Below are 25,815 nucleotides of genomic sequence, written 5' to 3' on the forward strand. Positions count from 1 at the left end.
GGTAGCGCAACTGAACGGTATCCATCAGGAACGCTCACTTCCGCTACCGCATCCCGGACCTCCACACTGAACCCATGACGACGCTGCACGAGGACTCCGCCATCGACCACGACGCCCTGGCGGACCAGTCCGTCGCGCTCGTCCGACAGTGGCTGGCCGAGGCCGAGTCGTACCCGGTCGACGGCTCCGCGAAGCAGCTCGCCGGCGTGCTCGCCGACCCCGCCGGACTCGACTTCGCCGTCGGGTTCGTCGACGGGGTCGTGCGCCCGGAGGACCTCGCCGTCGCCGCCCGCAAGCTCCGCCAGATCGCCCCGGACGCCCCCGGGTTCCTGCCCGCCGCGCTCCGCGGACTCGTCCGGCTCGGCGGCGGCATGGCCCCGGTGCTGCCGAACGTCGTGGTCCCCATCGCCCGACGCGTCCTCCGCAACATGGTCGGCCACCTCATCGTCGACGCCACCGACTCCAAGCTCGGCCCGGCCATCGCCGGCATCAAGCGCGACGGCGTCCGCCTCAACGTCAACCTGCTCGGCGAGGCCGTGCTGGGCGAGCGCGAAGCCGCCCGCCGTCTCGAGGGCACGCACAAGCTCCTGGCCCGCAACGACGTCGACTACGTCTCCATCAAGGTGTCCTCGACGGTGCACCCGCACTCGCCGTGGGCGTTCGACCACGCGGTGGACGACATCGTCGAACAGCTCCGACCGCTCTTCCAGCGCGCCGCAGCCGCCAGCCCGGCCAAGTTCATCAACCTCGACATGGAGGAGTACAAGGACCTCGACCTCACCATCGCGGTCTTCACGAAGCTCCTCGACGAGCCCGAGTTCCTCGGCCTCGAAGCCGGCATCGTGCTGCAGGCGTACCTGCCCGACGCGCTCGCCGCGATGCAGGAGCTGCAGGAGTGGTCCGCCGCCCGCCGTGCCCGCGGTGGTGCCGGCATCAAGGTCCGTCTCGTCAAGGGCGCGAACCTGCCGATGGAGCAGGTCGAGGCCTCGGTGCACGGCTGGCCGCTCGCCACCTGGCACACCAAGCAGGACTCGGACACCAACTACAAGCGCGTGCTCGACTGGGCGCTCACCCCATCGCGCGTCGAGAACGTCCGCGTCGGTGTCGCGGGCCACAACCTGTTCGACGTCGCGCACGCCTGGCTGCTCGCCGGCGAACGCGGCGTGCGGGAGGGCATCGAGTTCGAGATGCTGCTCGGCATGGCGCAGGGCCAGGCGTCGGCCGTGAAGAACACCGTCGGTTCGCTCCTGCTCTACACGCCGGTCGTCCACCCGGGCGAGTTCGACGTCGCGATCGCGTACCTGATCCGTCGTCTGGAGGAGGGCGCGTCGCAGGACAACTTCATGTCCGCGGTCTTCTCGCTGGTGTCCTCGCCGCCGCTGTTCGCCCGCGAAGAGGAGCGCTTCCGCGCCTCCCTGGTGCCGCTCGCGACGCCCGAGGGGCTCGCAGCACCGGCATCACACCGGGTCGCCGACCGCTACGCCGCCGTCGGCCGCCCCGGCCCCGGTCACTTCGAGAACACCCCGGACAGCGACCCCTCCGTCGGCGCCGTCCGCGCCTGGGGCGACGCCATCACCGCACGGGTCGCCTCGTCGACGCTCGGCGTCCGTGCCGTCCAGGAGGCCCGGGTCGACTCCGCCACGGCGCTCGACACCGCGCTCGGTCGCGCCAAGGCCGCGGGTGCGGTCTGGGGGACCTGGTCCGGTGGTGCACGTGGCGCCGTGCTGCACGCCGTCGGCGACGCACTCGAGGCGAACCGCGCCGCCCTCGTCGAGGTCATGGCGTCCGAGACCGGCAAGACCATCGACCAGGCCGACCCCGAGGTGTCCGAGGCGATCGACTTCGCGCACTTCTACGGCACCATGGCGTCCTCGCTCGACGACGTCGACGGTGCGACATTCACGCCCGCGGCGCTGACCCTCGTCGCGCCGCCCTGGAACTTCCCGGTCGCGATCCCCGCCGGATCCACCCTCGCTGCGCTGGCGGCCGGGTCTGCGGTCGTGCTGAAGCCCGCGCCGCCCGCCGAGCGCTCCGGGGCCGTGCTCGCCTCGATCATCGAGACCGCGCTCGACGCCCACGGGGCCCCGGCCGACGTGCTCGCGTTCCTGCAGGTGTCGGAGAACGACCTCGGGCAGCAGCTGATCGCGTCGCCGACGGTCGACCAGGTCATCCTCACCGGTGCCTACGAGACGGCCGAGCTGTTCCGCTCGTTCCGCCCCGACCTGCCGCTGCTCGCCGAGACCTCGGGCAAGAACGCCGTGATCGTCACGCCGTCGTCCGACCTCGACCTCGCCGTCAAGGACGTCGTCGCGTCCGCGTTCGGGCACGCCGGCCAGAAGTGCTCGGCCGCGTCCCTCGTCGTCATGGTCGGCTCGGTCGCCGGGTCGAAGCGCTTCCGCAACCAGCTGCTCGACGCGGTGTCCTCGCTCACCGTGGGGTACCCGACCGACGCCGCGACGCAGATGGGCCCGGTCATCGAGCCGGCCTCGGGCAAGCTGCTCGACGGCCTGACGAAGCTCGGCGCGGGGGAGTCCTGGGCCGTCGAGCCGAAGCAGCTCGACGAGACCGGCAAGCTCTGGAGCCCGGGTGTCCGACAGGGCGTGCGCCGTGGTTCGGAGTTCCACCGCACCGAGTACTTCGGCCCGATCCTCGGCATGATGACCGCCGACTCCCTCGACGAGGCGATCGACATCGTGAACGAGGTCGACTACGGCCTGACCTCGGGCCTGCACTCGCTCGACCCGGGTGAGATCGGCACGTGGCTGTCGCGGATCCAGGCGGGCAACCTCTACGTCAACCGCGGAATCACGGGCGCCATCGTCCGCCGTCAGCCGTTCGGCGGGTGGAAGAAGTCGGCCGTGGGCGCCGGCACGAAGGCCGGTGGGCTGAACTACCTGCTCGGGCTCGGTTCGTGGACGCCCGCACCGGCGGTCGCTGCGTCCGGTGTCGCCGTGTCGGGTCCGGTCTCGGCGTTCGTCCGGGCTGCCGAGGTCGCTTCGCCGGTGCTGGACCGTGCGCTGGCGTCCGACGAGCAGGCGTGGTCGACCCTGTTCGGCACCGCGACCGACGTCTCGGCGCTCTCCGCCGAGCGGAACATCGCCCGGTACCTGCCGTTCCCGGCGGTGCAGGTGCGGCTGGCCGCGGGTGCCGGCTCGGACACGGACCCCGACGCCTCGGTGGTCGAGCTCGTCCGCGTCGTCGCCGCTGCGCTCCGTGCCGGCACGACGATCGAGGTCTCCACGGCCGCGACGCTGCCGTCGTCCGTCGCCGCGGCGATCCGTTCGCTGCCGATCGTCCGCTCGCTGTCGCAGACGGTGTCCGACGAGGCCTTCGCCAGCTCGGTCGCCTCGGGGCCGTCGACCCGGGTGCGGCTCATCGGTGGTGACACCTCGGCGCTGTACTCGGCCGTCGGTGGTCGTCCGGACGTCGCGGTGTACGGCGGCCCGGTGACCGAGGCCGGGCGGCTCGAGATCCTGCCGTTCGTCCGCGAGCAGGCGGTGTCGATCACGGCGCACCGCTTCGGCACCGCAAACTATCTCTCGAACCACCTGATCTAAAGCTTGCCTTGGTGCGCGACCGACCGGCGTGCCATACTGCGGGCACACCGCGAAATAGGGGGTTTGTGGAAACTATTGACGTGCTGCGAGCGCTGCAGGAAGTTGAGAAGCGCGCCGAGCGTGTAAGCGACGAACATGTGGTCGCGACCTACGTCGACGCTGGGTCGTTGGTCAACGCGCTTGCCACTCGTGATAACGGAGTTGTTTTTGGCCGGCGTGGCACCGGTAAGACCCATGCGCTTAAGTATCTCGCCGAGACCCAGCGGGAGAAGGGCTCTTTCGTCGTCTACATCGACATGGAGCAGGACACCGGGTCGACTGAAGGTCGTTACGCTGACCCATCTCTGTCCATCGCTGAACGAGCGACTCGACTTGTCGTAGATGTTTTGAGCATCATCTACGACCGACTGCTCGAGGACGCTTTCGCGGGGCGTATCAATACACCAATTGATGTGCTCGAGTCGGCCCTCGATCATTTCGGCGAAGTTCTCGTCGTTGAAGAGGCAGAGAGGGAAATCACGGGTGGCACCGAGACGCTTGGTAGCGATGATATCGGCTTCTCTGTTTCGCCGAGCAGCGTTGGTATCAAGGCCGGTGCGTCCTCTAGTGACCGTCGTACGAGCGGTGAAAAGGTCCGCGTAACAGGGGCGGTTCGCCATCGCATCCATTTTGGTGCGGTTGGAGACGTGCTGAAGCGAGTCGTGAAGGAACACGAGGCCGATCGCTGCTGGATCATCTTCGACGAGTGGAGTGGTGTTCCTCTCGACCTTCAGCCTTATCTCGGGCAGATGCTCCGTCGACTGTTCTTCGGTCTTCCAAAGGTAACCGTTCGTATCGCTTCGATTCCGCATCGCACTCAGTGGCGAGTTATGGGCAGTGCGCCTGGAGACTATGTCGGTTTGGAAGTAGGGGCTGAGCTGTTCCCCCTGCTTGACCTCGACGAATTCGTTGTTTTCCCTGCGCGAAGCAGGGCGGAGCAAACGGAACGGTCGACCAGCTTCTTCAAAAATCTGCTCTTTCGCCATCTCTCACAGGCGCTCGAAGGATTGGATCTCCCGAAACTCGAGTCTCCCGAGCAAATGATCAAGCTGCTTTTCACGCAGATCACGGCGTTGCAGGAGGCTATCCGGGCTGCAGAAGGGGTACCGCGTGACGCGCTCAATATCGTAAGCCGAGCTGCGCTGCGTGCGGGAGATTCTAAAATCAGTACAACTCATATCCGTGACGCCGCTGCACAGCTGTATCAGACGACGAAGGCCTCTCAGCTGAACGCCGTGCCGGACGCGAGGGCTCTCCTCGAGGTGATCCTCACCGAGGTGCTGGCTGGACGGAAGGCGAGGGCCTTCCTCCTTGCCCAGGAGGACACCGATCATCCTTTGATCCAGCAGCTCATTGACGACCGGATCTTGCACCTCATCAAGAAGGGTTATTCGAGTAACGCAGATCCTGGTGCGAGGTTTGACGTGCTTGAAATCGATTACGGTTGCTACGTCGGTCTGCTCGGGACAGCGAATGCGCCCCAGCACTTGTTCGGTGACCAAGGGGCGGCTGACGATTCGGCGCACGAGGCTCTTTACGGCGAGACGGAAGTGCCCGAGGATGACTACAGAGCAATTCGGCGTGCGGTATTGAACCTGCCTGAGGCGCTCGTCAAGATCCAGGGCGACGCGAGCGCGCCTGACTAGGCGCGCAACTCTGCGCCATCGAAGAGCAGCGGTCGCAGATCACTGTTCGCGACGACGGCAGAGTGCGTACTACGGCCGATTCGGCACGCCGAACCACCTGACCGACGACCTGATCTGACCCCGGACTGCGGCGCTGGCGTTCGGGTCCAGCGCCGCTTGCACAACCGAAGTGCCCCCGAACCGCGCGATCGCGTGGTTCGGGGGCACTTCGGCTCTGCGGCGTGCGGAACGTCGTGTCCGGGGCTTTCCGGGGCTGTCCGGGGCTGTCCGGTCGCCGCACGGCCTCGGGTGCTTCGGAGGGACCGAGCGTTGCCTCGGGAGCGCGTCGCAACCACGGCGCGCAACCCCTGAGGAGCTCCACCATGACCGAGCCGTTCGCACGCCCGACCGCCCTGGCCCACGTCCGTGTCACCGTGACCGACATCCACCGGAGCAAGGCCTTCTACCAGCTGCTGCTCGGCACGGATCCGGCGATCGACTTCAGCGACCAGGTCGACGAGCCGGGTGTCCGCGAGGATCGCGAGCGGTTCTACGGCGGATCGGTGTTCCGGCTCGGTGACCAGGTGTTCGGGCTCCGTCCGGTCGCTCCCGCAGGGCAGACGTTCGATCCGGACACCGTCGGCCTCGACCACGTGAGCTTCGTCGTGGGTTCGGTCGACGAGCTGCACGAGGCGGCCGCCCGACTCGATGCCGCGGGTGTCGAGCACGGCGAGGTCACCGACCTGGGCGACGCCGGCATGGTGATCCTGTCCGTGCAGGACCCCGACGACATCAACCTCGAGCTCGCAGCCCTCAAGTCCTGAGCAGTCCGCGCCGCCCTCGGCCGGAACCCGGTGCCGATCCGATCGGCGCAACCAAAGTGCTCCCGAACCACGCGAATGCGCGGTTCGGGAGCACTTTGGTTGTGCGCGGGGCTCCGGGCGGGACGCGCGCCGCGCGGCCGGTCAGTCCGCGACGGCGGGCTGCTGCGCGACCATCGAGCCGGTCACGAGCTCGCGGAGTTCGGCGGGCAGCGGGATCGGACGGCGGGCGCCCTCGCGGTCGATGATGACGTGCACGAACTCTCCGGTGGCGAGCAGGGCGCCGTCGGACTGGCGGAACAGGCCGAACTCCCACGACAGGCTCGTGGTGCCGAGGTGCTTCGAGCGCATCCCGACCTCGATGACGTCCGGCCAGACGGCGGACTCGACGAACCGGCAGCTCGACGACACCAGCACGGCGATCCACTCCGACGAGAACGGGTCGAGCCCGGCCACCTCGCGGAACCAGTACGTCGACGCGTTGTCCATCGCCGAGTAGTAGATCGTGTTGTTGACGTGCCCGAACATGTCGTTGTCGTTCCACCTGGTGGGGTAGGTCCGGCGGAACGGGTACTCGTCGATGGTCATCGGTCTCCGATCGGTGGTGCGGGTGTGGCGTGCACCGCGTCGGGCCGCAGGACGTACTCGAACGCCGCACGGGCCCGGTCGGGATCAGGGGTCTCACCGGAGATGAACTCGGCGTAGGTGAACGACTCGGATATCCGGACGAGCAGCCGTGCGAGCTCCTCAGCCGACAACGGTGCCGGATCGAACGTACCGGACGACTCCTGCTGCTCGATGAGTGCCGTCACCCGGGCGACGAACCGACTCTGCACGTCGCTGTCCGAGGTGGTGAGCAGACGCATCGCCCGAGCGGGTTCGCGGGTCAGGAACGCCCGGAAGTACGGGGCGTCGATCAGGTCGGCGGTGAACCGGTCGAGCACGACGACGAGCCGGGCAGCTCCGGTCGCCCCGATCTCGTCGGCGGCGTGGGTGGCCCCGTCGAGCGTCGGGACTGCGAGGGACCACAGGATCTCGGACAGCAGCCGGTCACGGTTGCCGACCCAGCGGAACAGCGACGTGCGGTCGACGCCGAGTGCGGCAGCCAACGCCCCCATGTCGATCCGTGAGCCGGCGATGAAGGTGTGACGGGCCTCCCGGAAGGCGCGCAGCGCTGAATCCGATGTGTACACGCGATCCTCTCTTGCAACGTTTTCGAGAATGATGCATCGTGGTTCCCATGTCAACGACGATGCCCGCGACGCCCCTGCTCGAATCGGACTTCTACGGCTTCCAGCAGCAGCTCACCGAGCAGGAGCGCGCGTCGCTCGGGCAGCTCCGGCAGTACCTCGAGCGCGAGGTCGCGCCCATCGCCGACGCGTACTGGGCGCGCGCAGAGTTCCCGATGCAGGTGATCGCGCCGCTGGCCGAGCTCGGCATGTACGGGCCCGGCGTCCCGCTCGTGCGGCAGTTCGAGAACTCGGCCGTGTACCGCGGGTGGGCGGCCCTCGAACTCGGACGCGTGGACGCGAGCGTCGCCACCTTCATCGGCGTGCAGTCGGGCCTGGCGATGAACTCGATCGCGGTCGCCGGCAGTGACGAACAGCAGCGCGAGTGGCTGCCCCGGATGGCCACGGGCGAGATCGTCGGGGCGTTCGGGCTCACCGAGCCGTACTCGGGCAGTGACTCGGCGAAGGGTCTGCGCACCACCGCTCGGCGCGAGGGCGAAGAGTGGGTGCTCGACGGCGAGAAGCGCTGGATCGGCAACGCCACCTTCGCCGACGTCGTCGTGATCTGGGCGAAGGACGTGGCCGACGGTCAGGTCAAGGGCTTCCTCGTCTCCACCGACACCGCGGGCTTCACCGCGACCAAGATCGAGGACAAGATCGCCCTGCGCGGGGTGCAGAACGCCGACATCGTCATGCAGGACGTCCGGGTGCCCGAGTCGCGTCGGCTGCAGAACGCGACGTCGTTCCGCTCGACCGCCGAGGTGCTCCGACTGACCCGCACCGAGGTCGCCTGGCAGGCCGTCGGCATCGCGGTCGGAGCGTACGAGGCCGCGCTGGCCTACGCCCGCGAGCGGATCCAGTTCGGCAAGCCGATCGCTGCGCACCAGCTCGTGCAGGACCTGCTCGTCAAGTCGCTCTCGAACATCACGGCTTCGATCGCACTGTGCACGCAGGCCTCGGCCATGCAGGACGCCGGGGTCGGTGGCGACGAGCACTCGGCGATGGCCAAGGCGTTCGCCACCGCGAAGATGCGGGAGACCGTGGCCTGGTGCCGCGAGGTGCAGGGCGGCAACGGCATCGTGCTCGACAAGGGCGTGGCCCGGTTCTTCGCCGATGCCGAGGCGATCTACTCGTACGAGGGCACGCGCGAGGTCAACACCCTGATCGTCGGGAGGGCGATCACCGGGCAGGCCGCGTTCGTCTAGCGGCCCGCCCGGCCCGCCGCGCTACCCGAGCAGGGCCGGCCGCTCCCACTCCTGGTCGAGCACGTGCTGCCCGAGGAACGCGAACACCGTCTCGTACCAGACCACGGCGTGCTGCGGGGCGAGCACCCAGTGGTTCTCGTCCGGGAAGTACAGGAACCGGTGCGGCATCGAGCCGTCCGGTGCCGCGTGGTGCTCCGCGAGTTCGGACCAGAGCCGCAGCCCCTCGCCGATCGGCACCCGGTAGTCCTTGTCGCCGTGGATCACGAGCATCGGTGACGCGATGTCGGCCACGAACCGGTGCGGGTCGTTCGCCGCGATCCCGTCGGCGTCGAAGATCGACGACCAGTACTGCGACGAGTCCGTCGTGCCGTTGAACTGGTCGAGCGCCCACAGGCTGGCGTGGGTGACGATCGCACGGAACCGGTCGGTGTGCCCGGCGACCCAGTTCGCCATGTACCCGCCGAACGACCCGCCCATCGCTGCGGTCCGGGTTGCGTCGATGTCCGCCCGCGCCTCGACCACGTCGGTGATCGCCATCAGGTCGGTGTACGGCGCCTGCCCCCAGGCGTTCCAGCCGCGGTTCACGAAGTCGAGTCCGTAACCGGTCGAGAGCGCGGGGTCCGGCAGCAGCACGGCGTAGCCCCGGGCGGCGAGCAGCATCGGGTTCCAGCGCCAGGACCACTGGTTCCACGAGTTGAGCGGTCCGCCGTGGATCCACAGGACGAGCGGGTGCGGCCCGTCGCCCTCGGGCACGACGAGCCAGCCGCGCACGCGGGCGCCGTCGGCTGCGGTCGTCTCGACCTCTTCCAGGTGGGCGGGCACGTCCGGCAGGGACGCCGGCGTCGCCAACGGGGTCGCCGTGCCGTCCGTCGCGATCCGCACCGGGTGCAGCGGGGCCGCCCAGGAGGCCCGGAGCGCCACGACCACGCCCGTCGCCGCCGCCACGCGCAGGCTCGAGTACGCCCAGTCGTCGTGCGTCAGCTGCTCGACGGCTCCGCCGTCGAGGGGGATGCGGAAGACCGGCGCGCGGCCGTCCTGGTCGGCGACCGCCAGGAGCGCGCGGTCGCCGTGTTCGAACACGAGCTCGCTCGGCCAACGGTCCCAGTCGGTCGCGACGCGGCGGGCGTCGGAGCCGTCGATGCCGGCGACCCAGACCTCCTGCTGGTTCGCGCCGGCCGGGGTGGAGCGGACGGTGCGGACCCAGGCGATCGTCCGACCGTCGTGGCTGAGCGCCGGCATCTCGTGGTCGACGTCGACGTCGTCGAACAGCACCGTGCGGTGGCCGCTGGACAGGTCGATGGTGACGAGCGTCGAGCGGTCTCCACGGGCCTCCCGGACGCCCACGGATGCCAGCAGGACCGAGCCGTCGGGCGTGAGCGCCCCGCTGACGTGGTCGAGCGAGCGGCCGGGGGCCGGTGTGCGGTCGACGGGCCGGACGGGTTCGGCACGGGCGCCGGCGGCGTCGCCGTGGGTGTCGATGCCGGCCGCGTCGAGCGTCAGGACGTGCGTCTGTGCCGGGCCGAGGTCGTGGTCCCAGTACCGCACCGGGTAGGTCTCGTGCAGGATCGCGCGGACGTGCTTGTCCTTCCGGGTCTTCCGGAGCTCCGCGTCGGCTTCGAGCACGGTCGCCGGGTCGGAGCCGGCCCCCGGCAGCAGGTCGGCCGTCAGCGCGACGACGTCCGACGACGCCGCGGTGGCCAGGACGCCACCGACGCCCCCGGCCAGGCGGGTGAGCGGACGGGCCTCGCCGCCGGTCGCGGGCAGTACCCAGAGCTGGGCTGCCTCGAGGTCGGTGGCGTCGGCGTCGGGCCGGGCGGAGACGAAGAGCAGGTCACCGGTGCGGGTGAAGGCGATGCCGCCCTCGCCCTTGGCGGAGCGTGTCAGGCGGACCGGGCGCGCGGCGGTGTCGGGGGTCGGCGTCGCGGGCACCTGCCAGATCGATCGGCGGTACCCGGTGGCGTCCGGGTCGAGCGCACTGACCGTCAGCGCGACGCGGGTGCCGTCGGGGCTGATGTCGATGCCGTCGACGCGGGGGAGCGCGACGTACTGGTCGAGGTCGGAGAACGGGGTGCTCATGCGTGCACGCTCGCCAGGTCTTCGGCCCAGAAGGCGGCGACCTGCTCGGCGACCGCGGTGCCCTGGGCGTGACCGGCCTCGGCCGACGGCGCCTGCGTGGCGAGCGAGAGCGAGTTGGTGCCGAAGGCCTGCTGGGATGCGCTGTCCGCCACGACGACCTCGACCGACGAGCCGCCGGCGCGCAGCGCCTCGACGGCGACGTCGAGCCAGGGCCCGCACGGTGACGGCCCCTCGGGGCCGCAGGCGATGACGAGCACCCGCTCGTACCCGGCGGCCGCGTCGGCGTTGGTGCCCGAGCGGACGCCACCGTCGACGTACGGGCGGTCGTCGATGGCAACCGGTGTCCAGACGAAGGGCACCGAGCAGCTGGCCGCGACCGCACGGGGGAGCGGCACACCGTCGGCCGCCGTCAGCAGGCGGAAGGTGCCGTCGGTGGCGTCGACCGCGGTGACGGCGAGCGGCTTCTCCGGCCACTCGGTGGACGGGAGCGTCTCGCCGAAGGTCGCCGTGCGCTCGTCGTCGCTCTGCCCGCCGACGACCTGCTGGGCGGCCTGGCCGAGTCGAGCGCGGGCGTCCTGCTCGCCGGTCGCACCCTGCAGTGCTGCGCCGATGTGCTGCTGAACGGCTTCGACGTCGATGGGCGCCGGCTCTTCGTAGGTGGTGGGCGCCGGGGTGTGCTGCTGGTCGTAGGCCTGCTGGACGGCACCGTTCCGGACGAACGCGCCGACGACGCTGCCGGCGCTGGTGCCGACCACGAGGTCGGCGGCGTCGAGGTCGACGCCGGCTTCCTGCAGGGCGACGAGGACACCGACTTCCCACGCGATGCCGGCGACACCTCCGCCACCGAGGACGAGTGCTCTGGATCCGGGAACGGGCGTGCTGACGTCGGTCATGGGTCCTGCTTACCAGCTGCGTGCGACGGGCCGGTGGAGGCCGATGGATCCTGTGGAGAACCCGCCTGTGGACAACTCCGTCCGCGTCGGTGGCGTGACCTAGCGTCGTGGTCATGGGGAACCAGCGTTCAGGACGGGTCGGCACGGTCGTGTGGCCGATCGTGGTGGCTGCCGCGCCCACCGCGGCGTTCCAGCTGCCGAACCTGTTCGTCACGCCGGCGGTCCGACTGTCGCTCGTCGCGTTCGGGCTCGTCGTGCTCGTCGGTGCCGTGACCGTGCAGGTCGTCCGGACCCGGCGCAGCGACGCCGCACGGTCCGTGGCCGAGGACAACGCCACCGCGGCAGAGCTCGAGCAGTCGACGGCGGTCCGGTACGCGTTCGGCCAGATCGCCACCCGGCTCGTCCGGTTCACCGAGCTGCCCCGGTCCGATCGCCACGCCGAACTCTCGGTCGTCGCCGACCGCGTCGCCGTGGCCCTGGCGTTCTACTTGCTGCCGAAGGTGCCCGACGTCCGCGCCAACGTGTACCAGCTGTCCACCGATCTGCGGGCGCTCGAGCCGATCGGTCACGGTGGCGCCGGTGACACCGCCGGGGTCTTCCGCGCGGGCACGCCCTACGGCGACCGCAACCTCGAGTGGGTGCTGGTCGGGGGATCACCCCGGATCGTCGGTGACCGCTCGGCCGACGTGGACGTCGACCAGGACCTGCCGGGCTTCGAACCGCGGTACACCTCGTACGTCTCGGTGGTGATCCGGTCGGACCAGTTCTCGTTCGGCATGCTCACCGTCGACTCCCCGGTCCCCGACGCCTTCACCGAACTCGACGCCAAGAACATCGCGATGATGGCGTCGTTCATGGCCGTCGCGTTCTCGCTGACCTACTCGTTCCCCGAGCGCGACCGCAATCCAAGGAAAGGCCCGTGATGCTCACACGCTCTGTCGGACGCTCGACGTACGATGCCCCCATGACGACCGTGAACCCTGCTCCGCCGTCGTTCGGGCGTGCCCGGATCTCTTCGCCGAACTGGAACGACACCACCACCGACGCCGACTACGAAGACCTCGACGTCATCGCCGCCAACATCGAACGCGAGCGCGTTGCAGCCCGGCTCCGGGTCACCGCAGCCATCGCCGCGCGTCTGGGTCGCTGACCCCTCCCGCATCGTCCACGACGAACGGCTCCCACGCGTGCGTGGGAGCCGTTCGTCGTCTGCGGAGCCCGAGTCCGAGCCGGAGCGGAGCCGGAGCCCGCGCCCGAGCCGGTGTCGCGGCTACCGCGCCTCGGTCACGTCGATGAGGACCTTGCCGACGGTGTCCTGCTCGACCGCGTCGTGCGCCTGGGCGGTCTGCTCGAGCGCGAACCGGGTGAGCGGGAGACCGGCGTCCTCACCGACCGGCAGCACGCCGTCGTGCAGCGCCTCGGTGACGTCCTCGGCCGCCGCGGACAGCGCCTCGTCGCCGATCGTGTAGAGCAGCAGGAACTGGTAGCGGGCGTTCACGCTCATGTTCGGGCGGATCGGCAGGCTCGCCTCGTCCCCACCGTTGTTCGCGTAGATCGACACGACGCCGTGGTTGGCCAGCACGTCGGCGACCAGCGCGGCGTTCTGTGGGATCGACACCTCGACGACGATGTCGACACCGTCCGGCGCGATCGACCGGATGCGCTCGGCGGCGTCCTCGTCGCGGTAGTTCACGACGTGGTGGGCGCCGGCCGCAGTCGCCAGTGCTGCCTTCGCGTCCGAGCTGATCGTCGTGATGACGGTCGCGCCGGCCCAGCGGGCGAGCTGGATCGCGGCGTGCCCAACGGCACCGGCGCCACCGGCGACGAGCACGGTGAAGCCGTCCAGGGCGCCGGGGCCCAGGCGTGCGGGGCCGTCCTCGTGGGTGGTGAGCGCTCGGTGCGCCGTCATGGCGGGGACGCCGAGCGAGGCGCCGACGTCGAACGAGACGCCGTCAGGCAGCGGGACCACGCGCGACTCGGGCACGACCGTGTACTCCTGCGCGGTGCCGGTCGGACGGGACGCCGCCGCCATGAACAGCCAGACACGGTCGCCGACGGCCAGTCCGTCGACTCCGGGACCGACGGCGTCGACGACACCTGCGCCGTCCTGGTTCGGCGTGATCTCGGGGAACGGCAGCCCGTCGCCGTAGGTCCCGCCGGCACGTGCCTTCCAGTCGGTCGGGTTGACGCCGGAGACGACGACGCGGACGCGGACCTCTCCGGCACCGGGCTCCGGGATCTCCCGCTCGACGAGTTCGAGGACGCTGCTGGCACCGGGCTTCGTGTAGACGATCGATCGCATGTCCCCAGGCAACCACTCGTCGCCGTCGGGGATTCCGAGTGCGCCGGTGCTCAGCGCGCGTCGTACCCCTCGCTCAGCGCGCGTCGTACCCCTCGCGCGCCTCGGCGACGTCGGGCATGTGCGAGGTGGCCCAGTCCTCCAGCGGCACGAGCACCGTGCGCAGCGACCGCCCGAGTTCGGTCAGTTCGTACTCCACGTGCGGCGGGATCTCGGGGAACACCGTCCGCGTCACCATGCCGTCGCGTTCGAGCGCCCGCAGCGTCTGGGTGAGCATCTTCTGCGAGACCCCCTGTACCCGGGCCGCCACCGCCGAGTACCGTGCGGGACCGTCGGCGAGGGCGCCGATCGTCAGCACGCTCCACCGGTCGCCGATGCGGTCGAGCAGCTGCCGACTGGGGCAGCCCGCCGCGTAGGGGCTGTACTCGAGTGCTGACATGGTGTCCTCCGCAACGCACCGCCAGGTGCCTACTTACTCAAAGAGAGTAACTCTTGTACGGTGACTGTCAACGTCACTGACGCCCAGCACGTCCACGAAGGGAACACCATGACCAACATCGTCGTCTTCGGAGGCACCGGCTACGCCGGCTCCGCCATCACCCACGAGGCACTCTCCCGCGGCATCACCGTCACCGCGGTCGCCCGCGACACGAGCAAGCTCGAGCCGGCCGAGGGCCTGACCCTCGCGCAGGGTGACGCGTTCGACGCCGACTTCGTGTCCGAGGTCACGAAGGGTGCCGACGTCGTCGTCGTCTCGCTCCACGCCGTGCAGGCCGACGGCAGCGAGTTGAAGGACAAGTTCCAGCACTTCGTCGACGCCGCCGCCGCAGCGGGTGCGCGTCTCGGCATCGTCGGCGGTGCCGGCTCGATGCGCGTGTCCGAGGACGGGCCCCGCCTCTTCGACACCGACGGCTTCCCGGACGCCTTCAAGGGCGAGGCGAAGAGCCACGCGCAGATCCTCGACGCCCTGCGCGCCTCGGACACCCAGGTCGACTGGTTCTACGTGAGCCCCGCCGCGGCGTTCGGCGGCTACAACCCGGGCGAGCGTCGCGGCACCTACCGCGCCTCGGACGAGGTCCTGCTCGCCGACGCCGAGGGCAACTCGGACATCTCCGGCGCCGACTACGCGATCGCGTTCGTCGACGAGATCGTCACCCCGGCGCACCACCAGACGCGTTTCGGCGTCGCCTACTGAGGCACTGCCCCTCGCAAGACACCGGTGCTCACACAACGCACCGCGGGATCCCGCGGCGTCCAGCGTGAACACCGGTGTTTTGCGCACCGCCCGGCGCGACCAACGGGCGGACGGGAGGCGCGGGGCGGGGCCGCCACGGGCCTCCAGGCCGGCGGGTGGTCGCCGCCAGGGCCCCGCTAGTGGGCGACGATCGCCGGCACCGGCAGGTGGTGGCGCATCCGCACCGCCAGGTGCAGGCCGCCCCGGCGGGCGAGCACGAGCGCGATCACCGCGGCGGCAGCTGCCGGCACGCCACCGGCGACCATCATCCCCACGTGCGCGCCGTAGTGGTCGACGATCTGTCCCATCAGGGGCCCGCCGATCGCCTGCCCACCGAGCAGCACCAGGACGTAGAGCGACATCACCCGGCCGCGGATCGCCACGTTCGACGACAGCTGCACGAGCGAGTTCGACGCGGTCTGGAACAGCAGCTGCGACATCCCCACCGCCACGAGCGCGACGGTGAACGGTGCGATCGCCGGGATCGACCCCGAGACGACGAGCAGCACACCCGTCCAGAACACCCCGCCGACGATGGTGCGGAGCCGGACGACGGCCCGGCGGGTGGACAGCAGCGCGCCGACCAGGGCGCCGATCGCCACTGCGGAGTTGAAGACCCCGTAACCGCCGGCACCGACGTCGTACACCTGTGACGCGAAGGCGGAGAGCAGCACGGGCATCGTCAGTGCGAACACCGAGAAGAACGCGACGAGGATCACCGGCACGATGATCGTCGGCTTGTGCACGGCGTAGCGGAGGCCCTCCACGAGCTGCCCCTTGCCGCGGGGTGCCGGAGGTGTGCGGTGCAGTTCGGAGGCCTTCAGGAACCCGAGCGTCACGACGACGGCGACGCAGGCGATCGCGTTCACACCGAACGACCACCCCGCGCCGACCGCGACGAGCAGGGCCCCGGACAGCGCCGGACCGATCATGCCGCCGAGCTGGAACACCGACGAGTTCACGCTGATGGCGTTCCGCAGGTGCTTGTGCCCGACGATCTCGGTGACGAACACCTGCCGTGCCGGGTTGTCGATCACGGTGACCATGCCGACCAGGAACGCGATCACCCAGATGTGCCACGCCTCGACGACGCCGGCCAGTGTCAGGACTGCGAGCAGCGCGGACAGCACCGCGAAGGCCCCCTGCGTGATCATCATGAGCGCGCGCTTCGAGAACCGGTCGACCAGGACGCCGCCGAGCAGCCCGAACAGCAGCATCGGTGCGAACTGACAGGCGACCGTGATGCCGACCTGCGCGACCGACCCGGTGAGCTGCAGCACGAGCCAGTCCTGTGCGATGCGCTGCATCCAGCCGGCGGTCATCGCCACCAGGTTCGTCGCCGTGAACAGCCGGAAGTTCGGCACGGACAGGGCGATGAGCGTGTGGCGCCACGGCGGGCGCGTGGCCTGGATCGGGAGCGGTTCGGTGGGCGGGGGGAGGGTCGTCGGTGACGCGCTCACGGTGCGGGGTTCTCCGGACGTCGGTGTGGATCTGGTACCCCAACGAAACTACGTGGCGCCGGCCCATTCGATACCCCTATGGTGGCTATCACTCCATTGCGATGTCGAATGACCGCGCGAACGAACGAGGTGCCCCGTGCTCGATCCGGTCCTGTTGCAGACGTTCCTGGCCGTGGCGGAGACCGGCAGCTTCACGCAGGCCGGCACCCGGCTCGGCATCAGCCAGCCGACGGTGTCCCAGCACGTCCGGCGCCTGGAGACCGCGGTGGCGCGCACCCTGGTCGCCCGGGACACCCGCGGCGTCGCCCTGACCGACAACGGGGACGCCATGGCCGGGTTCGCGCGGACGATCCTCGCCGCGCACGCCACCGCCGACGCCTACTTCTCCGGCGCGGCCACCCGCGGACGGCTGCGGTTCGGGGCGGCGGACGACCTCGCCATCACCCAGCTGCCGCGGATCCTGCGGGACTTCCGGCGGCTGCACCCGCAGGTGAACCTCGAGCTCACGGTGAACCAGTCGTCACCGCTGCTCCGCCGGGTGCATGCCGGCCAGCTCGACCTGGTGTTCATCAAGCAGACGGCGGGGGAGTCCGCCGAGGGCACCCGGGTCGCCACCGACCAGATGGTGTGGATGGCGCAGGACGGCATCGCCCTCGAACCGGGCGAACCCGTCCCGCTCATCGCGTACCAGGCGCCGAGCATCAGCCGGCAGATGGCGATCGACGCCCTCGAGGCCGCCGGCCGCACCTGGCGGATCACCTGCAACACCCGCGACGTCAACGGGGTGCTCGCCGCGGTGCGCGCGGGCATCGGCGTCGCGGTGTTCCCGCACTCGCTGATCCCGGCCGACCTGGTGAAGGTGTCGCAGCGGCTCGGGCTGCCGGACCTGCCGGCGGTGGACTACGTCCTCATCGCGAACCCGACGGTGCAGCGGGAGCCGATCGACGCGCTGACGAACGCGATCCTGTCCCGCGGGGTCGTCCGCGCCGTCTGAGCCCGCGCATCGGCGGCGAGACGCCGGCGTGTTCCGGGATGGTGAACGCGCCGAGACGCCGTCGTGTTGTCCCGCCGCCGCCGAGCCGCCGAGACGCCTCGACTTTCGGGGGCGTCTCGACGTCGACGCGGCGTCGTGCCGAGACGACGGCGTCTGAGCGCTCGCGGGCCGCGCGGCGCTACGGGGCGAGCGTCGGGGTCGTGCCGGTGCCGGTGACGTCCGGCAGCGTCACCCCCGCGAGCGGCAGCAGCGCCGCCGCGACGGCCCACAGCAGCACGACCGTGCCGACACCACCGAGCACGGCGCCGAGCAGCGCGACCGGCCGCTGCCACGTGGCCGTCCGGTCGCGCAGCGTCACGATCGAGAGCGCCAGCGTGAGCAGTCCGAGCACCACACCGACACCGTGCACGGTCGCGGGAGCGGTGAACCACCAGGCCGCCAGACCGATCGTCGCGATCCCGGCGACGGCGCCGAGCACCGCACCGGCGGTCGCGCCGAGCGCACGGCGCGGCTCCGGCACGGCGGCTGCGGCCACGGGCTGGTCGAGCAGCTCGGTCGGGAGGCCCGCCCCGCCCCCGCCAGCACCCTGCGGCACCGGGGTGGGTGCGACCACGGCCGTGGTCGCGTCGACGTTCGGGGTCACGACGGCGGGGCTGCCCGGAGCGGCGGAGGCCGGCGCCGCGTGCAGGACGGCGTCGAAGGATCGTGCGGGTGCGGGTGCGGGTGCGGGCGCCGGTGCGGCCGACCGTGCGGCGGCCTGCTGGTGCGCGAAGCGTCGGGGCGTCCGGTAGCCGATCGGGCCGACGGGCTCGGGATCGGTGCCCTCGACGACCACGTGCTCGAGGCCGGGCACCGAGAACCGAGGCTGGCCGGCGGCGGGGACCGCGGGGGCAGCGGTCGGCGGCGCCGGGGCGGCCTCCGGCGACGGGGTGGTGAGCGGTGCGGCGTCCGCCGAGGCGGGTGCGGCGGCGACCGGGGAGACCGGCACCACGAGCCCGGACGCGGGGACGACCGACGACGGCGGCACCGCGGGGGTCTCGAACGGCACGGTGTGCACGTTCGGCGACGTCGGGGCCGGGGGCAGCAACTCCTGCTGCGGCGGGAAGTCGGGCACCGGGGCGTCGGCCTCGACCAGGGCGGCGATCGACGCGGGCTCGGCGGTCGGTGCGAGCGCGGGTGCGTGCGCGACGGGCACGGTCCCGGCCGAGGCGACCGTGGTCGGTGGGACCGGCGCCGCGTGGGCAGCGCGGGACGAGGCGGGGGTGGGGCGGGCCTCCCGGCCGGAGGCGTTCACGTGACCGGCAGCGGCGACCCGATCGGGCGCGACCTCGTCGACGGGCGGCGCGGTCACCCAGGCCGGGACGGGCCGACGGGGCCGGTCCGATTCGGGCATGCGATGCGCTGCCACTGCGGCGCTCCTTCCGTCGACTGATCCATGCTCAGTTGTAGCGGCAACCGCTGTGAGGATCGCAGCCCCAGTTCGGGGTCGCCGGTACGTTCGGGTGATGACCGGAATCGAACACCGTCCCCTGGGCCCCTCGGGGCTCGTCGTCTCCACCGTCGGCCTCGGCTGCAACAACTTCGGGCGGCGGGGAACCGCGTCCGAGTCGCAGGAGGGCACCGACGCCGTCGTCGCCGCGGCCCTGGACGCCGGGGTGACGCTCTTCGACACCGCCGACATCTACGGCGGCGTGCCGGGCATGTCCGAGGAGATGCTCGGTCGCTCGATCCGCGGCCGGCGCGACGAGATCGTCCTCGCCACGAAGTTCGGCATGGACATGCAGGGCGCGAACGGCCCGGACTGGGGCGTCCGCGGATCCCGTCGGTACGTGCGGCTCGCGGTCGAGTCGTCGCTGCGCCGACTCGGCACGGACTGGATCGACCTCTACCAGATGCACCGGCCCGACGACGTGACGCCGATCGAGGAGACCCTGTCGGTCCTCGACGACCTGGTCCGCGAGGGCAAGATCCGGTACGTCGGCCACTCGAACTTCGCGGGGTGGCAGATCGCCGAGGCCGAGCTCACGGCGTCGATCGCCGGCACCACCGCGTTCGTGTCCGCACAGAACGAGTACAGCCCGCTCGCCCGCGGTGCCGAGGACGAGGTCCTGCCGGCGGTGCGGGCGTACGCGCTCGGGTTCCTGCCGTTCTTCCCGCTCTACAACGGGCTGCTCACCGGCAAGTACACGAAGGCGGGCGGCCCGGCCGACGGGCGGCTGACGACCTCGAAGCCGCAGGTGCTCGAGGACGCCCCGTGGGACGTGCTCGACGACTACCAGCGGTTCTGCGATGACCGGGGCGTGACGATGCTGCAGGCAACGTTCGCGTGGCTGCTGGCGCAGCCGGGGCTGTCGAGCGTCATCGCGGGGGCGACGAAGCCGGAGCAGATCACGCAGAACGTCGAGGCCGGCACGACGTGGACGCCGACCGAGGACGACATCGCCGACATGACGACGATCTTCGACCGGGCCTGAGCGGGCGTTTCGCGCTGTCTCGCGCCGGTTGGTTTCGCGCCTGGTTGTTTCGCGCTGAGCGACAGATCACGGGGTGCGGAGTCCGTGGGGTGTCGCTCAGCGCGGAACGGCGGCGGTGCGCGGCGGGCTGCGCAGAGCCGCGGACTAGCGCGTCGCGGCGGCCAGGGCGTCGCGCAGCTCGGCGGCGGTCATCCGCGGGCCGTAGCCGGGGGTGTCCCGCTGGATGCGCCAGCCCTCGGCGAGGGGCCCGGCGTCGACGACGTCGAAGCCGAACGCGTCGATGAGCTCGGCGACGGTCTGCTTGGCGGAGTCGTCGTCGCCGGCGATGACGAGGGCACGACGGTCCGGGGTACCCGCGGGCGTCGCGTGGCCGGTCAGGTCGTCGGCGCCGATGTGGTTGAACGCCTTCACGACACGGGCGCCGGGCAGGTGGTCCTGCAGCATCTCGGCGGTGGTCGTCGACTGGTCGTCGAGGGCGGCGATGTGGCCGTCGCGCTCCCAGTAGTAGTTGTTCGTGTCGATGACGACCTTGCCGACGAGGGGCTCGACGGGGATCGTCTCGATCGCGGCGAGCGGCACCGTCACGACGACGATCTCGCCCGCTGCGGCTGCCTCGTCGCGGGTCGCTGCGCGTGCGCCGTCGCCGAGTTCCGTGACCAGGTCGGTCAGGGTCTCCGGGCCGCGGGAGTTCGCGATGACGACCTGGTGGCCGTTCCGTACCGCGAGTCGTGCGAGCTGGGATCCGATGTTGCCGGCGCCGATGATTCCGATGGTTGTCATGGTGTCCCTGCAACGCTGCCCGCCGTCGTGCATTCCCCGGGGACACGGACGCCCCGCCGGGAGCATGATGGCGGCATGGACCACGAGTTCCGCGACGAGACCGACCAGGACCGCTACGCGATGTACGTCGGCGGCGAGCTCGTGAGCGTGCTCGACTACCGGGTGAACGGTGACGCTGTGGCGTTCCCGCACACGTACACGGTCCCGAAGCACCGCGGCCACGGCTACGCGGCGGAACTCGTCGAGTACGCCGTCGCCGACGTCGAGTCGTCGACCACGAAGCGCATCGTGCCGATGTGCTGGTTCGTCGGCAACTGGTTCGACGAACACCCCGAGAAAGCCGACCTGCTCAGCCGCAGCGCCGCGGACTGAGCACCGAACGAAGGGGCTCCCGTGCCCACCATCACCCCGTTCCTCTGGTACGACGACCAGGCCGAACAAGCGGCCGAGTACTACGTCGGTCTGTTCCCCGACAGCCGCGTCGACAGTGTCAGCCGGATGCCCGACGGCCGTGCCCTCGTCGTGGAGTTCACGTTGCTCGGCGCCCCGTACCGCGCGATGAACGGCGGCCCCGGACACCCGCACACCGACGCGGTCTCGTTCCAGATCGACGTGGACACGCAGGACGAGCTCGACCGGCTGTGGGACGCCCTGCTCGCCGACGGCGGGAGCCCGATGGCATGCGGGTGGTTGACCGACCGCTGGGGTCTGGCGTGGCAGGTGACCCCGTCGATGCTGGGGGAGCTGATGAGCGGATCGGGCGACCCGGAGGCCAACGCCCGCGTGTTCGAGGCCATGATGCAGATGGTCAAGTTGGACATCCCCGCACTGCAGGCTGCCGCGGCCGGTCGCTGACCCCACTCCACGCGGACCCGCCGGTAGTGTGACCGGACCAGAAGACCGCCGGCAGGCGCCGGCACAGACAGGCTGGAGCCACCATGGACCACCCGAGTTCGAGGGTCCGGAACAGCGACATCAGCCGGGCGTACACCGAGCTCGCCCGCATCACCCGTCGGGCGAGCATCCGTGCCCGGGGCTCGGACCAGGTGTTGAGCGTCGTCGACCAGTCCCTCGTCGACTTCGTCGTCCAGCACCCGGGCTGCATGGCCATCGACATCGCCCGCTACCTGCGGCTGAACCGTTCGACGATCTCGCGGCAACTGTCCGGGCTCCTCGCGACCGGACTGGTGCGGACGACCGACGGCGGCAGCGGCAACGCGAAGCCGCTCGAGGCGACCGATGCCGGCCGCGCAGCGCTCGAGCGGTCGGTGCAGCTGCACCGGGACGCGCTCGACGAACGGCTCGCCGACTGGTCGGACGACGACATCGCGTTGCTCGCCGGGCTGCTGGAGCGCCTCGGCGCCTCGGACGAGGCCGGGCTCCCGATGCCGGCACCCACCGAGTCGTGACGACGTCGTTCGTCCTGCTGTCCGACACGCACCTGCCGAAGCGCGCGAGGGACCTGCCGCCCGGGCTGTGGGCCGACGTCGACGCGGCCGACCTCGTGGTGCACGCGGGGGACTGGGTCGACCTCGCCACCCTCGACGCCGTGCAGGCGCGGTCCAGCCGCTTCGCGGGGGTGCGGGGCAACAACGACGGCCCGGAGTTCGACGACCGGCTGCCGCTCGTCGTTCGGTTCGGCGTCGAGGACCTGCGCTTCGCCCTGGTGCACGAGACCGGGGCGTCGACCGGTCGGGAGCGGCGGATGGACGCCGAGTACCCGGACACCGACGTGCTCGTCTTCGGGCACTCGCACATCCCGTGGGACACCGTGGCGCCGTCGGGGATGCGCCTGCTGAACCCCGGTTCGCCGACCGACCGCCGTCGCCAGCCCGACCACACGTGGATGCGCGGCACGGTCACCGGCGCCGAGCTGTCCGTCGAACTGGTGCGGCTGCCGCCGGTCGCCCGCTAGCCCCGGTTGCCCGCTAGCCCCGGTCGCGTGCCTCCGTCGGCATCCGGAAGAACGCGAGCTCCCACTCCGTCGAACGCCGGAACGCCCGCGCCATCCGCCCTCGCTCGTCGGGTGTCGCGGCACGGGCCAGCTCCTCGACGAGCCGGGTCGCCTCGGCACTCGACGCCGCGAACCCCGGGTCCCCGTACGCCGTGATCCAGTCGGCGAAGGCGTGCCCGTCCGGAGCGACCCCGAGCTGCGACCCGACCCAGGCGTAGACCCGGAAGCAGGGCAGTACCGCGGCGGCGAGCACCGCCGCGGAGCCGGAGTCGGCCGCCTGCTGCAGGTGTGCGAGGTACCCGGCGCACGTGGGGTGCACGGGATCGTCGGCGTGCGAACCGGCCAGCCGACGGTGGTGCAGGTCTCGGGCCTCGTCGGCACACCCCTGCGCAGCAGCCGCCCAGAACGCAGCAGCAGCAGCACCCGCATCCGAACCGGCGCCGGGGGCACCGACCCCGAGTGCCGCCAGGTGCCGCTCGTACGCCCGCAGGTAGTGGACGTCCTGCGCCAGGTAGCCCGCGAACACCTCCGGCTCGAGCGTCCCGTCCCGGAGCCCCACCAGGAACGCGCAGTCGATCGTCTCCTGCAGCACCGACGCCGCATCCGCCCACCACACGTCCGTGTACGACAGCGCCGGCAGGGCCGCCCGTGCCTGCGCCCCGTGGTCGACCGGGCCGTTGCCGCTCCCGACCGCCAGGGCGTCTGCCCCGTGCAGCGCCGCCGTCAGCCACTGCTTCGCCACCCCGACCGCGAGTTCCCAGTCGCCGTGCCGTGCTGCGAGCGTCGCGATCGCGCTCGACAGCGAGCACCCGGTGCCGTGCGTGTTCGTCGTCGCGACCCGGGGACCGGTGAACACCCGCACGGTGCCGTCCGGTGCCACGAGCACGTCGTCGGAGGTCGGTCCCTCGTCGTGGCCGCCCTTCGCCAGCACCAGGACGTCCCACCGCGCCGCCACGGCACGCGCGGCATCCAGCGACGAAGCCGACGTCGATGCAGACGCGCCGGCGAGCTCCGCCAGCACCGCGAGCTCGGCCCGGTTCGGCGTCACCAGGTCGGCCAGCCCGAACAGCGCACCCATCGCCGAGGCGGCGTCCTCGTCGAGCAACCGGTCACCGCTCGTCGCCACCATCACCGGGTCCACGACGACCACGGGCGGCCGGTGCTCCCGCAGCCAGTCCGTCACGACCCGCACGACGTCGGCGGTGCCGAGCATCCCGATCTTCGCCGCGTCGACCACGACGTCGTCGGACACCGCGTCGAGCTGCTCCCGCAGGAACCCGACGTCCGGCACGTGAACGGACCGCACCCCGTGCGTGTTCTGCGCGACGAGTGCCGTCACGACCCCCATCCCGTACCCGTCGTGCGCGGCGATCGCCTTGAGGTCGGCCTGCATCCCGGCTCCGCCCGTCGGGTCGGTCCCGGCGATGCTCAGCACCCGCGGGACGCTCACGACGACGTCCCAGCCGGGAGGAACGGATCGCCCGCTGCAAGCCGCTCCCGCTCCGCCGCATGGCCGGGTCCAGGGCCCCACGCGGCCACGTACGCGGCCGCGGCGGACCCGGGATCGGCCGCGGCGCAGATGCCCGAGACGATCGCGACCCCGGCTGCGCCCGCTGCCCGGAGCGGCACGACGTCGTCGAGGGTCACCCCGCCGATCGCCACGCAGGGCAGGTCGGTGGTGGCGGCCAGCCGGGCGAACCCGTCGTGGCCGAGGGCCGGCGGGTGGTCGGCCTTCGTCGCCGTGGGGTGCACGACCCCGACGCCGAGCAGGTCCACGGTGCCGCGGGGGAGTCGTTCGACGGCAGCCAGGTGCGCGAGCGTGTTCGCCGTGAGGCCCACGTGGGCGTCCGCTCCGAGCAGGGCGCGGGCGACCGTGACGGGGACGTCGGACTGGCCGAGGTGCACGCCCGCGACCCGGTGTCCCGCGTGCCGTGCGGCGAGGACGACGTCGAGCCGGTCGTCGACCACCACCCTCGCGCGGTCCCCGACGGCGTCAGCGACCGCGGCGGTCAGGGCGAGCAGGTCACGCGCCGAGGCGTCCTTGTCCCGCACCTGCACGATCCGGACCCCGGCGTGCACGGCGGCGCGGACGACCCCGAGCACCCCGATGCCGTGCCGGTCGGCCAGGGCACCGTCGGTCACCAGGTAGACGCCGAACCCCGCAGACTGCAGCTCGCTCACGCCGACACCGCCCGGGCGTCGACCGCAGGAGCGGCCTCGAGGGTGATCCGGGCCTCGCGGACGACGTCCTCCGGGGTCAGCGACGCCAGCCGGTCGAGGAACAGCGGCTGGAAGGTCCCCGGTCCGCCGGCGTCCCGCGCCGCGAGTTCCGCGGCGATCGTGTGCACCGCGGTGGCGGCGACGGCAGCGGCCCCCGCGTCCTCCGGCGCGACCGACGTGAACGCGGCGACGACCGCGCCGAGCGCGCACCCACCACCGGTGATCCGCGTCAGCAGGTCGGTGCCGTTCGCCACCCGGACCACACCGATGCCGGGCGCGACCAGCAGGTCGACCGCACCCGAAACGGCCACCGCGGCCACGAGCCTCCCGTCCGAAGCAGCGACGGACGCGACCCGGGCGTCCTCGGTGCCCACGGTGCTGTCGACCCCGCGGCCACCGGCCGATTCGCCGAGCAGGGCGAGCACCTCGGACGCGTTGCCCCGCAGCACCGTCGGGTGCAGCGCGAGCAGGTCACGTGCCAGGGCGGTCCGCACCGGCAGCGAACCGACGGCCACCGGGTCCAGCACCCACGGGGTGCCCGCGTCACGGGCCGCGTGCACGGCCTCGAGCGCGGCGACCCGCGGTTCGGCGTGCGGGGTGCCGGTGTTCACCAGCAGGGCATCCGCGACGCGGGCGAACGGCCCCGCCTCGGTCGGCACGTCGACCATCGCGGGCGAGGCCCCGAGCGCGAGCAGCACGTTCGCCGTGACGTTCTGCACGACGGTGTTCGTGATGCACTGCACCAGCGGGGCCCGGGCACGCACAGCCTCGAGCAGTTCGGCGGTTCGGTGGGCCCAGGCAGGGGAGGGCGCAGCGGTTTCCATGGACGATCCCTTCGCGAGTACGAGCTCGAGCAGGTTCGACGGGTGTGATCTCAGCCGCTGGATGCGGCACCCCGTGTCTCGAGCGACACCGTACACGACGCCCGGTGACCACTTCGAGGCCCGCTCCGGGC

The 25,815-nt window shown here is 71.3% G+C and carries 25 protein-coding genes and 1 riboswitch; of the genes, 13 read left to right on the plus strand and 12 right to left on the minus strand.

The window, feature by feature from the left end; translation table 11 throughout:
* The first annotated feature begins 74 nt into the window (after positions 1 to 74).
* The 3 genes from ACZZ9K_RS00085 (at position 75) to ACZZ9K_RS00095 (ending at position 6,045) form a co-directional block, all read left to right on the plus strand.
* Positions 75 to 3,557, plus strand: coding sequence for a proline dehydrogenase family protein (locus tag ACZZ9K_RS00085; RefSeq protein WP_463443026.1), 3,483 nt, complete (start codon positions 75 to 77; stop codon positions 3,555 to 3,557).
* A gap of 65 nt (positions 3,558 to 3,622) precedes the next feature.
* Positions 3,623 to 5,242 (plus strand): ORC-CDC6 family AAA ATPase, encoded by a 1,620-nt coding sequence (locus ACZZ9K_RS00090; RefSeq protein WP_463443027.1) that lies wholly within the window; start codon positions 3,623 to 3,625, stop codon positions 5,240 to 5,242.
* A 362-nt stretch (positions 5,243 to 5,604) separates the two neighbouring features.
* A complete protein-coding gene (locus ACZZ9K_RS00095; RefSeq protein ID WP_027465202.1) occupies positions 5,605 to 6,045 on the plus strand; it encodes a VOC family protein in 441 nt (146 codons plus the stop codon).
* A gap of 141 nt (positions 6,046 to 6,186) precedes the next feature.
* Here the strand turns inward: ACZZ9K_RS00095 and ACZZ9K_RS00100 are convergent, their stop codons facing one another.
* A complete protein-coding gene (locus ACZZ9K_RS00100) occupies positions 6,187 to 6,630 on the minus strand; it encodes an acyl-CoA thioesterase (protein ID WP_027465203.1) in 444 nt (147 codons plus the stop codon).
* Positions 6,627 to 7,235: a QsdR family transcriptional regulator gene (locus ACZZ9K_RS00105; protein WP_071247243.1), complete on the minus strand. Its 609-nt coding sequence runs from the start codon at positions 7,233 to 7,235 to the stop codon at positions 6,627 to 6,629. Before ACZZ9K_RS00105 ends, ACZZ9K_RS00100 begins: the two co-directional genes overlap by 4 nt.
* Positions 7,236 to 7,294: 59 nt before the next feature.
* On the opposite strand from ACZZ9K_RS00105, the gene ACZZ9K_RS00110 reads away from it, so the two are divergent.
* Complete coding sequence (locus ACZZ9K_RS00110) at positions 7,295 to 8,476, plus strand: acyl-CoA dehydrogenase family protein (protein WP_463444722.1); 1,182 nt, start codon at positions 7,295 to 7,297, stop codon at positions 8,474 to 8,476.
* 21 nt (positions 8,477 to 8,497) lie between these two features.
* Here the strand turns inward: ACZZ9K_RS00110 and ACZZ9K_RS00115 are convergent, their stop codons facing one another.
* Both ACZZ9K_RS00115 and ACZZ9K_RS00120 read right to left on the minus strand, forming a co-directional pair.
* Positions 8,498 to 10,552 carry a S9 family peptidase gene (locus tag ACZZ9K_RS00115; RefSeq protein WP_463443028.1) on the minus strand — a complete coding sequence of 685 codons (2,055 nt, stop codon included), beginning with the start codon at positions 10,550 to 10,552 and terminating at the stop codon, positions 8,498 to 8,500.
* Positions 10,549 to 11,445, minus strand: coding sequence for a patatin-like phospholipase family protein (locus ACZZ9K_RS00120; protein ID WP_173033275.1), 897 nt, complete (start codon positions 11,443 to 11,445; stop codon positions 10,549 to 10,551). The genes ACZZ9K_RS00115 and ACZZ9K_RS00120 overlap by 4 nt, the downstream gene beginning before the upstream one ends.
* A gap of 113 nt (positions 11,446 to 11,558) precedes the next feature.
* Here ACZZ9K_RS00120 and ACZZ9K_RS00125 point away from each other — a divergent pair, with 113 nt between their 5' ends.
* Both ACZZ9K_RS00125 and ACZZ9K_RS00130 read left to right on the plus strand, forming a co-directional pair.
* Positions 11,559 to 12,368 carry a hypothetical protein gene (locus ACZZ9K_RS00125; protein ID WP_463443029.1) on the plus strand — a complete coding sequence of 270 codons (810 nt, stop codon included), beginning with the start codon at positions 11,559 to 11,561 and terminating at the stop codon, positions 12,366 to 12,368.
* A 41-nt stretch (positions 12,369 to 12,409) separates the two neighbouring features.
* Positions 12,410 to 12,595, plus strand: a complete 186-nt coding sequence (locus tag ACZZ9K_RS00130; protein ID WP_027465208.1) for a hypothetical protein — start codon at positions 12,410 to 12,412, stop codon at positions 12,593 to 12,595.
* 120 nt (positions 12,596 to 12,715) lie between these two features.
* Here the strand turns inward: ACZZ9K_RS00130 and ACZZ9K_RS00135 are convergent, their stop codons facing one another.
* Together ACZZ9K_RS00135 and ACZZ9K_RS00140 are read right to left on the minus strand one after the other, a co-directional pair.
* The gene (locus ACZZ9K_RS00135) at positions 12,716 to 13,747 is read right to left on the minus strand and encodes an NADPH:quinone reductase (RefSeq protein ID WP_463443030.1); all 1,032 of its coding nucleotides are present in this window, start codon (positions 13,745 to 13,747) and stop codon (positions 12,716 to 12,718) included.
* 73 nt (positions 13,748 to 13,820) lie between these two features.
* The gene (locus ACZZ9K_RS00140; protein ID WP_463443031.1) at positions 13,821 to 14,183 is read right to left on the minus strand and encodes a winged helix-turn-helix transcriptional regulator; all 363 of its coding nucleotides are present in this window, start codon (positions 14,181 to 14,183) and stop codon (positions 13,821 to 13,823) included.
* 108 nt (positions 14,184 to 14,291) lie between these two features.
* Here ACZZ9K_RS00140 and ACZZ9K_RS00145 point away from each other — a divergent pair, with 108 nt between their 5' ends.
* Complete coding sequence (locus ACZZ9K_RS00145) at positions 14,292 to 14,939, plus strand: NAD(P)-dependent oxidoreductase (RefSeq protein WP_111058181.1); 648 nt, start codon at positions 14,292 to 14,294, stop codon at positions 14,937 to 14,939.
* Between the two features lie 176 nt (positions 14,940 to 15,115).
* On the opposite strand, the gene ACZZ9K_RS00150 is transcribed toward ACZZ9K_RS00145, so the two are convergent.
* Positions 15,116 to 16,438: an MFS transporter gene (locus tag ACZZ9K_RS00150; protein ID WP_463443032.1), complete on the minus strand. Its 1,323-nt coding sequence runs from the start codon at positions 16,436 to 16,438 to the stop codon at positions 15,116 to 15,118.
* Positions 16,439 to 16,574: 136 nt separating this feature from the next.
* Here ACZZ9K_RS00150 and ACZZ9K_RS00155 point away from each other — a divergent pair, with 136 nt between their 5' ends.
* A complete protein-coding gene (locus tag ACZZ9K_RS00155; RefSeq protein ID WP_017886578.1) occupies positions 16,575 to 17,432 on the plus strand; it encodes a LysR substrate-binding domain-containing protein in 858 nt (285 codons plus the stop codon).
* Between the two features lie 178 nt (positions 17,433 to 17,610).
* Here the strand turns inward: ACZZ9K_RS00155 and ACZZ9K_RS00160 are convergent, their stop codons facing one another.
* Positions 17,611 to 18,825 (minus strand): hypothetical protein, encoded by a 1,215-nt coding sequence (locus ACZZ9K_RS00160; protein WP_463443033.1) that lies wholly within the window; start codon positions 18,823 to 18,825, stop codon positions 17,611 to 17,613.
* A 112-nt stretch (positions 18,826 to 18,937) separates the two neighbouring features.
* Between ACZZ9K_RS00160 and ACZZ9K_RS00165 the strand changes: the two genes are divergently transcribed.
* Positions 18,938 to 19,906 (plus strand): aldo/keto reductase, encoded by a 969-nt coding sequence (locus ACZZ9K_RS00165; protein ID WP_463443034.1) that lies wholly within the window; start codon positions 18,938 to 18,940, stop codon positions 19,904 to 19,906.
* 144 nt (positions 19,907 to 20,050) lie between these two features.
* On the opposite strand, the gene ACZZ9K_RS00170 is transcribed toward ACZZ9K_RS00165, so the two are convergent.
* Entirely contained in the window at positions 20,051 to 20,686 is a 636-nt protein-coding gene (locus ACZZ9K_RS00170; RefSeq protein WP_071405392.1) for an NADPH-dependent F420 reductase, read from the minus strand.
* Between the two features lie 75 nt (positions 20,687 to 20,761).
* On the opposite strand from ACZZ9K_RS00170, the gene ACZZ9K_RS00175 reads away from it, so the two are divergent.
* The 4 genes from ACZZ9K_RS00175 to ACZZ9K_RS00190 all read left to right on the plus strand — a co-directional run bounded on the left by ACZZ9K_RS00175 (position 20,762) and on the right by ACZZ9K_RS00190 (position 22,601).
* Positions 20,762 to 21,058, plus strand: a complete 297-nt coding sequence (locus tag ACZZ9K_RS00175; RefSeq protein ID WP_463443035.1) for a GNAT family N-acetyltransferase — start codon at positions 20,762 to 20,764, stop codon at positions 21,056 to 21,058.
* Between the two features lie 21 nt (positions 21,059 to 21,079).
* The gene (locus ACZZ9K_RS00180) at positions 21,080 to 21,541 is read left to right on the plus strand and encodes a VOC family protein (protein WP_071247264.1); all 462 of its coding nucleotides are present in this window, start codon (positions 21,080 to 21,082) and stop codon (positions 21,539 to 21,541) included.
* Positions 21,542 to 21,624: 83 nt separating this feature from the next.
* On the plus strand, positions 21,625 to 22,095 hold the full coding sequence (locus tag ACZZ9K_RS00185; RefSeq protein WP_051596672.1) for a MarR family winged helix-turn-helix transcriptional regulator: 471 nt from the start codon (positions 21,625 to 21,627) through the stop codon (positions 22,093 to 22,095).
* The gene (locus tag ACZZ9K_RS00190) at positions 22,092 to 22,601 is read left to right on the plus strand and encodes a metallophosphoesterase family protein (RefSeq protein ID WP_463443036.1); all 510 of its coding nucleotides are present in this window, start codon (positions 22,092 to 22,094) and stop codon (positions 22,599 to 22,601) included. The genes ACZZ9K_RS00185 and ACZZ9K_RS00190 overlap by 4 nt, the downstream gene beginning before the upstream one ends.
* Positions 22,602 to 22,614: 13 nt before the next feature.
* Here ACZZ9K_RS00190 and thiD read toward each other — a convergent pair whose 3' ends face one another.
* The 3 genes from thiD to thiM all read right to left on the minus strand — a co-directional run bounded on the left by thiD (position 22,615) and on the right by thiM (position 25,684).
* On the minus strand, positions 22,615 to 24,090 hold the full coding sequence (gene thiD, locus ACZZ9K_RS00195; protein ID WP_463443037.1) for a bifunctional hydroxymethylpyrimidine kinase/phosphomethylpyrimidine kinase: 1,476 nt from the start codon (positions 24,088 to 24,090) through the stop codon (positions 22,615 to 22,617).
* Positions 24,087 to 24,821 carry a thiamine phosphate synthase gene (thiE, locus tag ACZZ9K_RS00200; RefSeq protein ID WP_463443038.1) on the minus strand — a complete coding sequence of 245 codons (735 nt, stop codon included), beginning with the start codon at positions 24,819 to 24,821 and terminating at the stop codon, positions 24,087 to 24,089. Before thiE ends, thiD begins: the two co-directional genes overlap by 4 nt.
* Complete coding sequence (thiM, locus tag ACZZ9K_RS00205; protein ID WP_463443039.1) at positions 24,818 to 25,684, minus strand: hydroxyethylthiazole kinase; 867 nt, start codon at positions 25,682 to 25,684, stop codon at positions 24,818 to 24,820. Before thiM ends, thiE begins: the two co-directional genes overlap by 4 nt.
* Positions 25,673 to 25,768: riboswitch (TPP riboswitch) on the minus strand. Its footprint overlaps the gene before it by 12 nt.
* Positions 25,769 to 25,815: the final 47 nt, after the last annotated feature.

This window comes from Curtobacterium sp. AC268 (assembly GCF_979258745.1).